Source organism: Pseudomonas sp. stari2 (assembly GCF_040760005.1).
Taxonomy (GTDB): Bacteria; Pseudomonadota; Gammaproteobacteria; order Pseudomonadales; family Pseudomonadaceae; genus Aquipseudomonas.
The window spans coordinates 335,001-347,487 of sequence record NZ_CP099760.1 but is presented as its reverse complement, the minus strand read 5'-3'; the positions used below and the strand labels follow the sequence as shown (position 1 = coordinate 347,487).

Here is a 12,487-nt window from a genome sequence, read left to right as displayed (position 1 = left end):
GAGGCTGACATGAGACGTCTCGACATTTTGCTGAGGGGCCGCAGCCAGGCCTTGACCGACCTGGCGCAGGAGCTCGAACAACACGGTCATTCATTGCTGACAGAGACTGCTCCGTCGATGGATCTGGTGATCGATGACGGCAGTCTCGCGCCACAGGATTACGGCACGTCACCGCACCTGACCTTGCGTCTGGGTATCGGTGCAACGGGTGCCGGTGGGTTGCCGGTGCTCGATCTGCTTTGCTTCTGCAACTCGACACTGCTGAGCCGCGTGCCTATCGCCGACGAACCGTCCGGCAACGGTCAGGTCCTGCGCCAGCGAACACTCGCGCTCGTGGTGGACGAAGTGGCGCTGCTGGTCAGCCGCTTCTCCCGCGACGCCGAGTATTTCCAGCACGCGGCGACAGCCCGTGCGCCAGACTTCGAACAGATTGAAAACCTGCAATTTCTCGACGGCCTGGCTTACGTCCATCGCCTCAATGCCACGGCCAATCCGGCCTTGTTGCAACAAGCGCAAATCCCGATGATCGAGCGGCTGCAACAGAGTCTGATCGAGCACGCAGAGCGCCCGGCGCTGCACCTCGCCGAACAGTCGATCAGCTATCGCCAGCTGCATGATCACAGCCGTGCAATCCAACAGCGTTTGCTGGCAATGCTGGAGACACAACCACAGCCGTGGGTGGTGGGGATTTGTCTGCCGAAATGCGATGCGCTGTTTGCTTCGATTCTGGCGGTTCTCGGCAGCGGCGCAGTGTACCTGCCGCTGGAGCCGAGCCATCCGCTTCAGCGCCAGCAATACATCCTGGAAAACGCCGGCGCGGTGTTGTTGCTGCACGATGGCGAACATCCACTGAGCGATTCGATGCCGGGGCTGGATGTCTGCCGCATCGACCGCACTGACGTCGATCTGTCGCTACCGCTGATGCTTCGCCGGCCCGAGCTCGATGCACCGTGCATGGCGCTCTACACCTCCGGCACCACCGGGCATCCGAAGGGTGTGCTGCTCAGTCAGGCGAACCTCGCGCATTTCACGGCGTGGTACGCCGATTACGTGCAGTTGCACACCGAGAGCCGGGTGCTGCAGTTCTCGTCGCTGAGTTTTGACTCGTCGCTGATCGACATCTTCCCGACCCTGCTCAAAGGTGCGGAACTGGTAGTGCCCGACGACAACCAGCGCCGCGATCCACTGCAACTGGTGGCGTTGATCCGTCGCCGACAGCTGACCCACGCGTTCCTGCCGCCAGCACTGCTGAGCATCCTGCCGCTGGAGCAACTGCAAAGCATCGGGCAGATCATGACCGGCGGCGATGTCTGCGAGCCGTTCGTGATCGAGCAACTGACGCGCCAGGGCAAGCTGCACAACCTCTACGGCCCTACCGAAGCCACAGTGTTGATCACCGCGCGGCAACTGCAATCGGGCGACAGCAATCGCACCCTCGGCGGGCCGATCGCCAACAGTCAGGTGCTGATCCTCGATGACGATCTGCAACCGGTGTCGGAGCAAACCGTGGGCGAGCTGTTCATCGTCGGCCCCGGCGTGTGCCTGGGTTACCTGAACAATCCGCAGCAGACCGCCGAACGCTATCTGGACCTGGAGTTGCCGGACGGCCAGCGTCTGCGTGCCTACCGCAGCGGCGACATGGCCAAGTGGGGCGAGGATGGCATCGAGCTGTGCGGACGTCGCGACAATCAGGTGAAAATCCGCGGCTTCCGGGTCGAGCCGGAAGAGATCGAGCGATGCCTGCGCGAGAGTCAGCTATATCGGCAGATTGCGGTGGTGATCGACAGTCAGCGGCGGATTCTGGCGTTCCTCGCCCAACCGCAATCGGATGCCGCGCGCGAGTCTTTGAAAGCTCACGCGCAGCAGTTTTTGCCCGACTACATGCAACCGGTGGCGTGGACGGAGTTGCCGAACATGCCGTTCGCCGCCAACGGCAAGGTCGACCGCAAGGCCTTACTGGAGCTGCCGGTCAGCGTGCAGGACAGCGGCCCCAAATGCCTGCCAGCCAACGCCGACGAAGCGCTGCTGCTGGAAATCTGGGGCGAGTTGCTGGAGCTGCCGACCAGTGACATTTCCACCGACGAAAGCTTCTTCAATCTCGGCGGTCACTCGATTCTGCTGTCGCGCATGCTACTGCGTCTGCGGGAGGAGTTTGGTCGCAGTATTTCGATCAATCGCTTCATCGAACTGCCGACCATTACCAAGCTCGCCACGCTAGTGCGCGGCACCGATGACAGCGCGGTGCTCAGCGCCCAGGCGATGGCCGACGCCGAGCGAGCCCTGGACATCGAACCGTTGCCGATCAGCCGCATGGGCGATGTGCACAAGGTGATCGTCACCGGCGCCAACAGCTTTGTCGGCGTGCACATCGTCGAGGCGTTGTTGGGTTGGGGCGCCAGCGAGGTGGCGTGTCTGGTGCGCGAGGGCGGCGGGCAAACGGCGGCGCAGCGCTTTGCCCATTCGTTGCGGGAGAACCGGCTGGAACATCTGGACCTGAGCCGGGTGCGGGTCTATTCGGCCGACATCACCCGGCCGCAACTGGGCCTGGCCGATAGCGATTTCGAACGACTGGATCGGGAGTTCGGCGCGCTGGTACACAACGCCGCCAACGTCAACCACGTCCTCGACTACGAGTCGCTGGCGGCGGACAACGTCGAGCCGATTTTCGAACTGCTGCGGCTGTGCGAAGGGCGCAGCAAGAAGGTGTTCAATTTCGTCTCGACGCTGTCGGCCTCCAGCACCGTCGACGACGCAGGCCGGGTGCTGGAATTGCCCGCCGCACCGACGCCGCCGATCTACATTCGCAACGGCTACAACCTGTCGAAATGGGTCGGCGAACGCATCCTCGAACGGGCGCGGGAGCGTGGGGTGCGGGTCAATCTGTATCGTCCCGGCAACATCAGTTTCAACAGCCTCAGCGGCGTCTGCCAACCGCACAAGAACCGTTTGATGCTGATGCTCAAGGGCTCGATCCAGCTCGGTCAGGTGCCGGCCTTCGCGCTGAATTTCGACCTGATGCCGGTGGACTTTCTCGCCCGCTTCATCGCCTTCCACGCCAGCCGTTATTCGCCCGAACGGGCGGTGTTCAACCTGCACAACCCGGAGCCTCTGAGCTGGGATGCTTATGTTGCTTCGTTCCGCGAAACCGGCAGCGAGTTTTCGCTGGTCAGCGTCGCCGACTGGCAACGGCAACTGGGTCGGGTCGATGCCGACAACGCGCTGTTCGGCGTACTCGGTTTCTACCTCAACGGCTTCGAGGAAGACATCGGCGATATCTCCCTGATCGGCCACGCCAACGCCCAGGCCGGCGTGCAGCAGATGGGCGCGCACTACCCGGAAAAATCCCCGGCACTGCTGCGTCGCGGCTGCGATTACCTGAAAGAAATCAACTTCATCTGACTCATCAACCAAGGAGCAACACCATGAGCAATCTTCAACCCGACACCCTGATCAAAAACCCTCAAGGCTGCCACGTCGTGTCTTCGGTGGAAGTGCCGGTGGACGCCAGACAAGTATGGGCGGTGGTCGGCAAATTCGACGGCTTCGACCGTTTCATTCCAGCCCTGTCGCACATCGAGATGACCGGCGAAGGCGTGTCTTCACTGCGCAAGAAGTTCTTCAAGGATGGCAACCTGGTGGTCGAGCAACTCAACTCCCGGGACGACCAGGCGTTGAGCATGACCTGGACCACGATCTACAACACCCTGGGCGTGGCCAACCTGTGGGCGGCGATGAATGTGGAGTCGTTGGGCGAGGGCAAGTCGCGGGCGACCTGGACGATCATCGCCGAGCCGGCCAGCGGTGGGCCCGAGGCGCTGCCGGGGTTCAAGGATTTCGTCCAGGGGTTTGCCGATGATGCGATGGGCAATGTGCTGAAGCTGTTTGTGTAAGGCCTGAAAAAGCCCGCTGTGGATCGCTCCGCAGCGGGCTGTTTTTGACCGCAAGCGATCAGATCTTGAAGCTGTCGACCAGCTGTTTCAAACGGTTGGCCTGTTGCGACAACGCATCGCAATCCTTCAACGTTTCATTGAGATTGGCCACGCTCTGCTGGTTCAGCAGGTTGATCTGGTTGACGTCGACGTTGAGGGTTTCCACCACGGCGGTCTGCTCCTCGGTAGCCGCTGCCACCGATTGGTTCATGCCGTCGATTTCGCCGATACGCTGGGTCACGCTGACCAGACGCAGACCGGCCTGGTTCGCCACTTCAACGCTCTCTTCGCTGGACGCCTGACTGGCGTTCATGGTGGTCACCGCTTCGCGGGAACCGATCTGCAGCGAGGTGATCATCTTGTGGATCTCTTCCGCCGATTCCTGGGTGCGGTGAGCGAGGTTACGCACCTCGTCCGCCACCACCGCAAAACCGCGACCGGCTTCACCTGCACGTGCCGCTTCGATGGCCGCGTTGAGCGCCAGCAGGTTGGTCTGCTGGGAGATGCCTTTGATCACATCGAGAATGTGGCCGATGTTGTCGGTGCTCGCATTCAGGGTTTCGATCTGGGTGCACGACAGGCTGATCTTCTGCGACAGCTCGGTCATGGCCTGAATCGTCTGCTCGACCACCTGACGACCGTCATCGGCCTGTTCGCTCGCGCCGCTGGCATGTTGCGAAGCATCGGCGGCGTTGCGGGCGATTTCCTGGGTGGCGGCACCCAGTTGATTGATCGCGGCGGCCACGCTGTTGGTGCGTGCGCTCTGCTCGTCGGAGCCGATGATCGAGGCGTTGGACGATGCCATCACGCGTTGCGACAGGTCGTGTACATGACGAGTCGCGGAAGACACTTCGGAAATGGACGCGTGAATCCGCTCCACGAACTGGTTGAACGAACTGCCCAGCTCGCCGAACTCGTCCTTGCTTTCCACTACCAGACGGCGAGTCAGGTCACCTTCACCCTGGGCGATGTCCTGCATCGCACGGCCCATGGTGATCAGCGGACGCATCAGCACGGTGATCAACAGGCTCAGGAATACCGCAATCGCGCCCACCGCGACGAACATCGCGATCAGTGCCGAGGTGCGGAACTGGCTGAGCGCAGCGTAGGCCTTGTCGCGGTCGATCGACAGACCGATGTACCACTCGGCATTCGGCAGACCGGTGACCGGGGTAAACGACAGGATGCGCTCCTGGCCGTTGAGCACCACGTTCTGATTGCCCTTCTGGATGCGTACGTCGGCGTTCGGGTAGATGTCTTTGAGGTTCTTCATCACCTGGTCTTTGTCCGGGCTGACGATCACCTGACCGTCACCGCTGACCAGGAACGCATGGCCGAGGCCACCGAAGTCCACCGAGTTGATGATCTTCACCAGGGTTTCCAGGCTCAGGTCACCGCCTACCACACCGAGCAGCTCGCCGTTCTTTTTCACCGGCATGGCGATGGTCACCACCAGACCGCCGACGGCGGCCATGTATGGCGGAGTCAGCATGGTCTGGTCAGCGGCCACGGCCTGCTTGTACCAGGGACGCTGACGCGGGTCGTAGCCGTCCGGCATCTTCGCGTCAGGACGCTGGGTGAACACACCATTGGCCTGGCCGACGTAGGTGAACTGGAAGTTCGAGGTGAAGGCCGGTTGATCGACCAGCCCCGGGAAGTCGGCGTTCTTGCCCTGATGAGCAACGTTCTGCGCGAGGTTTTCCAGCACCAGAATCCGTCCGCTCATCCAGTTCTGCACACTGCTGGCGGTCAGGTCGCCGGCCTGCTGGACGGAGGACTGGAGGTTCTGGCGAATGGTGTTTCGCTGCAGATAGTCGTTGTACAAAGTGAACAGCGCGAACGCCAGGACCACGACGCCTGAGGCGGCCAACAGGATTTTATGGCTGAACTTGAGATTCATTTCACGGGACTTCTTATGCCAAAAGTGGGGATGCGTTCCGGATGCAACATTCCATGTACAGCGCAGGCAGCGTTCTGATGACTGCTCTACTTTGGTGCACGCATGTCTCACCAGTCTGTCGGCACGACTCGGAGAAAACTTAGCGTTTTGTAGGAAATGGACGGCATTTCTGCCAGCTTCCCGCCGAACGGCGTGCCAGAGCGTTCGCCTGTCATTTTTTGATGACTGTTTTGCAGCGTCGGTTGCAAATTCTGTAACCCTTGATGACAATGCGACTAATTATCATTTGTGACGTTCGGGCTGTCGCGTTCATGTCCTCACCTGAGTTTGCAGTACAGGCGCTTTACAGTCGTCATCACGGCTGGCTCAACAGCTGGTTGCGCGCGCGACTGGGCAATGCGGCCGATGCGGCGGATCTGGCCCAGGACACCTTCGTTCGCCTGCTGCAACGCACCGAACGTCTCGAACTCAACGCGCCTCGCGCGTTTCTGCGCACCATCGCTCGCGGCCTGGTCATCGACCATTGGCGACGCGAAGAAATCGAACGCGCGTATCTGGAAACCATCGCTCACTTGCCCGAGGCCGAGACACCCAGTGCCGAAGCCCGCGCCCTGGTGATCGAACTGTTGGAAAGCATTGCCCGCATGCTCGAAGGGCTGAAGCCCAAAGTGCGTCAGGCGTTTCTGCTGGCGCAGTGCGAAGGCTTGACCCACAAGCAGATCGCCGAGCAGATGGGCCTGTCCTTGCGCTCGGTGGAACGCTACGTCGCCGATGCGCTGTATCACTGCTACGTGCTGCGGTACGAAAGCTGATGCCGGTGGATAAACTGTCAATCGCCCGAAGCGCCGAGCCACAGCAGAAAGTGGTCAAACAGGCGATCCACTGGCTGCTGCGCCTGCGCAACAATCATGGCAATTCGCGCTTGAGCCACCAATGCGAACAATGGCGCGCCGAGCACCACGATCACGAACTGGCCTGGCAACGAGTCCAGTCGTTACAAAGTGAGCTGACCCAAAATCTGCGCTCCGTTCCGGGTGCGCAAGTGGCATTCAACACACTGGAAAACAGTGCGCATGGGCTCGGTCGTCGGCAGGCGTTGAAGCTGCTGTCCGGTGCGTTGTTGATGGGCTCCGCCACGTGGCTGGCCAAAGACACGTCTGCCTGGCAGCAATGGATCGCCGATTACGCTACCGCCACCGGCGAGCGCCGCGGATTCCAGTTGCCTGACGGCACGCGAATCGAACTGAACACGGCCAGCGCCGTGGACCTCGATTACACGGCGCAACAACGGCTGATCAAACTGACTCGGGGCGAGATCATCGTGACCTGTGGCGGCGCCGATGAAGGTACGACGATTGATCGACCGCTGCGGGTGCAAAGTCGTCATGGTACCTATGAGCCGTTCGACGCGCGCTTCATCCTACGTCAGGAAGGTGATTGCACGCGGCTGACCGTCACCAGTGGTCGCGTCGCGATTCATTCGCCACGGGCGAGCGATGGCGCTTCCACTGAGGTGCTTGCCGGTCAGAGTTACTTGATCGATCACCATCTTGCGCATCCCGCTCCGCCGCTGGACATGGATGCCGGCGCCTGGATCGACGGGCTTATCGTGACCCGCAACATGCGTCTGGGAGATTTCCTCAATGAGGTTGGTCGCTATCGTCAGGGCTTCCTGAATTGCGCCCCGCAGGTTGCGGATCTGCGCTTGTCCGGCGTGTTCCGTCTCGATGACACCGACAAGTTGCTGGCGATTTTGCCGCAGACGCTGCCGGTGCAATTGCGCTATCGCACCCGCTGGTGGGTAACGCTGGAACGAGCCGTCTGAAATTTTTTTGGCGGGTTTTCGTGGCAAGGCCGGCTTAGTCAGTAAGCACTTCAATTCAGCCTTCGCGACTTGCCACGGAAACCTACAATGACTGCGCGCGTTACCTGTAAGAACCCTCTGAATTTCACTACCGAATCGAGCCTTCTGCGCCACGCCGTTCGGGCCGCGCTATTCTCCACGGCACTGGGCGTCGGCCTGCTGCCAAACTTGAGTGTCGCGGCGGGCGGCAGTGAGGTCAGCAGCCACCGCTACAACATCGCCGCTGGCCCATTGGGTGAGGCGCTGAATCAGTTCGCGCGCCAGGCCGGCATCACCTTGTCGATGACCCCGCAGCAGACTCAAGGCCGACAATCACCCGGCGTGCAGGGCGAGTATTCGACCGATCAGGCGTTGAGTCATCTGCTCGGCGGCTCGGGTCTGGAAGCCGTTAGCCAGGACGGCAGCAGCTACGTCTTGCGCTCCGTTGCTGAAACCGAAGCGCTGGCCCTGCCGACTACCGACATCAAAGGTTTTGCCCTCGGTAACGCGCTGGGCAGCATGGACGGCTACAACGCGACGCACAGTCAGATCGCCACCAAAACCAGTACCGCGCTGCTGGAAACTTCGCAAACAGTGTCCGTGGTCACCCGCGAGCAAATGGACGATCAGGGCTCGCAAACCGTGTCCCAGGCCATGCGCTACGCCCCTGGCGTGCTGACCAACCCCTATGGCGCCACTCACCGTTACGACTACGTGGCGATGCGCGGCTTCAACGATGGCTCGGTGGATAACATCTACCTCGACGGCCTCAAGTCCATGGGCGACAGCGGCACCTACAGCACTATGCAGGTCGATCCGTATTTCCTCGAGCGAGTGGACATTCTCAAAGGCCCGTCGTCGGTGTTGTACGGCCGTAGTTCACCGGGCGGGCTGGTGGCGTTGACCAGCAAGAAACCGCTGTACGAGGTCTATCACCAGGTTCAGGCCACCGTTGGCACTCAGGGTCAGCGTGGTGTCGGCTTTGACTTCAGCGGTCCGGTCGATGACGACAAGCGCGTCGCCTATCGTCTGATCGGTTTGACGGATCAGTCCGACACGCAATTCGACCACAACAAGGAAAAACGCTTCGCCCTCGCGCCGACGGTCAGCATCGATTTCAACGAAGACACTTCGCTGACCCTGCAGGCGTATCTGCAGCATGACCCGGATGGCGGCTATCACGGTGGCGTGCCAGCCGACGGCACGATTCATCAGCGCAACGGCAACCGCATCTCGCCGCACTTCTTCGAGGGCGAACCGGGAGTCGATGGTTATTCCCGCGATCAGCAGTCGTTCGGTTATCAATTCGAACATCGCTTCAACGACGTCTTCACTGCGCGGCAGAATTTCCGTTACCTCGACTCCAAAGTGAACATGGATCAGGTGTACGCCTATGGCTGGACGTCGCCGACCAGCAACGAGCTGAATCGCTACTACACCGGCGGTGACGAGCGACTGCACGCGTTCATCGTCGACAACATGCTGCAGGCCGAATTTTTCACCGGCGTGACTAAACACACGGTGCTGATGGGGGCGGATTATCAGCGGCGCAAAACCGTGGTCGACTGGACCAGCGGAGGTCTGGCGCCGATCAATGCGTTCAATCCGGTGTACGGCAATGCCACCATCGATATGTACGGTGAGACCAGTTATCTGCGCCGTCTGGAGCAGACCGGGGTTTACCTGCAAGACTTGATTGAGATGGACAAGTGGCGCTTCTCCCTGGGTCTGCGGCAGGACTGGGTGGAGACGTCCGAGGAGAACCGGATTGCCGAGGCGAGCCGTCCGGTCGGCACCGAGATCAGCGACAAACGCACCAAACTGACTGGTCGTGTCGGCGCGCTGTATCTGTTCGATAACGGCCTGGCGCCGTACATCAGCTACTCGGAGTCGTTCAACCCCAATTCCTATGCCGACAGCGCCGGTAATCCGCTGGCGCCAACGGATGGCACGCAGTGGGAAGCAGGCCTGAAGTACCAGCCACCCGGCACCGACAATCTGTTCACGGCCTCGCTGTTCCGCATCGATCAGGAAAACCTCGCCACCAAACTCCCGCAAGAAAACTTCTACCGTGCTGTAGGTGCTGTCCGTTCCCAAGGTTTGGAGCTTGAAGCGCACATGCAGCTCACCGACAACCTGAAAGTGCTCGGTAGTTACACTTTCACTGACATCAAGTACTCGAAATCGATGGTCAGCACCCTGAGTACCCCGACGGACGTGATCCAGAACAAAGGCAACTCTCCGACGCAGGCGCCGCGATACATGGCATCGCTGTGGGCTGACTACAAGTTCGACAGCGCAGCGCTTGATGGCCTGCGATTGGGCGGCGGAGTGCGTTACGTCGGCTATAGCTGGGCTGATGCAGAGAACACCATGAAAGTGCCTTCCTACACGTTGTTCGACGCGTCGATCGGTTATGACCTGGGCAAGGTTGGTTTGAAGGGCGTCGATGTACGACTGAATGCGAACAACCTGACCAACGAATCATATGTGGCCTCCTGCGCCAGCCTGAACTTCTGCTACATGGGCGAAGAGCGGAACGTCGCCGCTACGGTCAGCTATCAGTTCTAAGCCTTTGTCTTGTGCATAAAAAAGCCAGTCCCTGAGATTCAGGGACCGGCTTTGTCGTATTCGTGGGGACAATTTCATGCGTTCGTTTCTGGTTTTACTGCACCGGTATATCGGGTTGGCCACGGCTGTGTTTCTGTTGCTGGCGGGAATCACCGGGAGCATTCTGGCGTTCAACCATGAGCTGGATGAGTGGCTGAACCCTGGGTTTTACGCGGCGTCGACAGAGGGGTCGCGTCTCGCGCCCGGTGAGCTGGTTGATGCGGTGCAATCTGCACATCCGAGGCTGCAGGTCTGGTACATGGAGTATCCGAATGAGGCAGGCCACACAGCCTTGCTGGCGGCGGTACCACGTAATGATCCGGCGACGGGCAAACCGTTCGATGAGCGTAATCAGGTGTTCTACCTCGACCCAGTCAGTCGCGAGCAAAAAGGCCAGCGTTACTGGGGTGAGTGCTGTTTCCAGCGTGAGAACTTCATTCCTTTCATTCTCGAGTTCCACTACAACCTGACGCTGCCCGGGAACTGGGGGTTGCTGTTGATGGGATTGGTGGCCATTGCCTGGGTGATCGATTGCTTCATCGCCCTCTGGCTGACGTTGCCGCGGGGTAAACCCTTTTGGAAGAAGTGGTCGAGCGCCTGGAAGATCAAGGGCGGACATGCCTATCGGCTCAACTTCGATCTGCATCGGGCGGGGGGCTTGTGGCTATGGTTGTTATTGCTGCCGATAGCCGTCAGCAGCGTGGCCATGAACTTGCCGAGCCAGGTCTTCAAACCGGTGGTGTCACTGTTGTCTCCAATTGAGCCGAGCGTGTATGAGGCCCGAGGGCGAATGACTGCCGATGAGCTGGGGATCACTCGATTGAGTTATCAACAGGCCTACGAAAGGGCACAGCAGGAAGGAAAAAGGTTGGGACTGACTGCAGCGATCGGTGAGTTGTATTACAGCTTGGAGTACAACTTCTACGGTGCGGGGTTTGGACAGCATGACACCGAGGCCCATGGTAAATCCTGGTTGTTTTTCCACGGTACGGACGGGCGATTACTCGGGCAGGAGATCGCAGGAGAAGGAACGTTGGGAGAGCGGTTTTATCGGTTGCAGTTGCCGATACATGGGGGGCGGATCATCGGTTTTACCGGGCAAGTAATGATCGCGGTATTGGGTGTTCTGATTGCGGGGTTGTCCGGGACTGGCGTCTACATCTGGTGGCGCAAATGGCAGGCTCGTCGAAGTAGCAAGGCACGCAGAGTAGTTTGAAGATTGGATTTTGGTGAGCCTGAAACGACAAAACCCCTGTTTGCATTAGCAAACAAGGGTTTCGGAATTTAATCTTGACGATGACCTACTCTCACATGGGGAAACCCCACACTACCATCGGCGATGCATCGTTTCACTTCTGAGTTCGGGATGGGATCAGGTGGTTCCAACGCTCTATGGTCGTCAAGAAATTCTGTGACCAGCCCGTTACCACGGTAACGGACCAGAAAAAACGGGAACTTCTACTAATACAAAACCCCAATTGCTTTCGCAATTGGGGTTTCGGAATTTAATCTTGACGATGACCTACTCTCACATGGGGAAACCCCACACTACCATCGGCGATGCATCGTTTCACTTCTGAGTTCGGGATGGGATCAGGTGGTTCCAACGCTCTATGGTCGTCAAGAAATTCGGGTACTGACTCGTGGCCGGCTGGCCTCGCTTCAGCAAATTGGGTATGGGATAGTTTTCGGTGTTTTGTGAGCATCGAACTTTCGGTTCATTGCGTCTTCACACACCGCAATCTGATGCTCTTTCGAGTAGTCAAATTGCTTGGGTGTTATATGGTCAAGCCTCACGGGCAATTAGTATTGGTTAGCTCAACGCCTCACAGCGCTTACACACCCAACCTATCAACGTCGTAGTCTTCGACGGCCCTTCAGGGAACTCAAGGTTCCAGTGAGATCTCATCTTGAGGCAAGTTTCCCGCTTAGATGCTTTCAGCGGTTATCTTTTCCGAACATAGCTACCCGGCAATGCCACTGGCGTGACAACCGGAACACCAGAGGTTCGTCCACTCCGGTCCTCTCGTACTAGGAGCAGCCCCTCTCAAATCTCAAACGTCCACGGCAGATAGGGACCGAACTGTCTCACGACGTTCTAAACCCAGCTCGCGTACCACTTTAAATGGCGAACAGCCATACCCTTGGGACCGGCTTCAGCCCCAGGATGTGATGAGCCGACATCGAGGTGCCAAACACCGCCGT

Annotated in this window: 7 protein-coding genes and 3 rRNA genes (1 of these 10 running past the window's edge); 6 read left to right on the top strand and 4 right to left on the bottom strand. The window is 59.4% G+C overall.

The window, feature by feature from the left end; all coding sequences use genetic code 11:
* Nucleotides 1-9 precede the first annotated feature (9 nt).
* Both NH234_RS01605 and NH234_RS01600 read left to right on the top strand, forming a co-directional pair.
* Entirely contained in the window at nt 10-3,399 is a 3,390-nt protein-coding gene (locus tag NH234_RS01605) for an amino acid adenylation domain-containing protein (protein WP_367255457.1), read from the top strand.
* 23 nt (nt 3,400-3,422) lie between these two features.
* On the top strand, nt 3,423-3,890 hold the full coding sequence (locus NH234_RS01600; protein WP_367255455.1) for an SRPBCC family protein: 468 nt from the start codon (nt 3,423-3,425) through the stop codon (nt 3,888-3,890).
* 58 nt (nt 3,891-3,948) lie between these two features.
* Here the strand turns inward: NH234_RS01600 and NH234_RS01595 are convergent, their stop codons facing one another.
* Nucleotides 3,949-5,829, bottom strand: coding sequence for a methyl-accepting chemotaxis protein (locus NH234_RS01595; protein WP_367255453.1), 1,881 nt, complete (start codon nt 5,827-5,829; stop codon nt 3,949-3,951).
* Nucleotides 5,830-6,140: 311 nt separating this feature from the next.
* Here NH234_RS01595 and NH234_RS01590 point away from each other — a divergent pair, with 311 nt between their 5' ends.
* From NH234_RS01590 to NH234_RS01575, 4 genes are all read left to right on the top strand, one after another.
* On the top strand, nt 6,141-6,641 hold the full coding sequence (locus NH234_RS01590) for a sigma-70 family RNA polymerase sigma factor (RefSeq protein WP_085733442.1): 501 nt from the start codon (nt 6,141-6,143) through the stop codon (nt 6,639-6,641).
* Nucleotides 6,641-7,654, top strand: a complete 1,014-nt coding sequence (locus NH234_RS01585; protein WP_085733443.1) for a FecR domain-containing protein — start codon at nt 6,641-6,643, stop codon at nt 7,652-7,654. Before NH234_RS01590 ends, NH234_RS01585 begins: the two co-directional genes overlap by 1 nt.
* A gap of 87 nt (nt 7,655-7,741) precedes the next feature.
* Nucleotides 7,742-10,243 (top strand): TonB-dependent siderophore receptor, encoded by a 2,502-nt coding sequence (locus NH234_RS01580; protein WP_367255451.1) that lies wholly within the window; start codon nt 7,742-7,744, stop codon nt 10,241-10,243.
* A 76-nt stretch (nt 10,244-10,319) separates the two neighbouring features.
* Nucleotides 10,320-11,498: a PepSY domain-containing protein gene (locus tag NH234_RS01575; protein ID WP_085733445.1), complete on the top strand. Its 1,179-nt coding sequence runs from the start codon at nt 10,320-10,322 to the stop codon at nt 11,496-11,498.
* A gap of 72 nt (nt 11,499-11,570) precedes the next feature.
* Here NH234_RS01575 and rrf (NH234_RS01570) read toward each other — a convergent pair.
* From rrf (NH234_RS01570) to NH234_RS01560, 3 genes are all read right to left on the bottom strand, one after another.
* Nucleotides 11,571-11,686, bottom strand: a 5S ribosomal RNA gene (gene rrf, locus NH234_RS01570).
* 105 nt (nt 11,687-11,791) lie between these two features.
* A 5S ribosomal RNA gene (gene rrf / locus NH234_RS01565) occupies nt 11,792-11,907 on the bottom strand.
* A gap of 157 nt (nt 11,908-12,064) precedes the next feature.
* A 23S ribosomal RNA gene (locus NH234_RS01560) occupies nt 12,065-12,487 on the bottom strand; it runs 2,468 nt beyond the window's last position.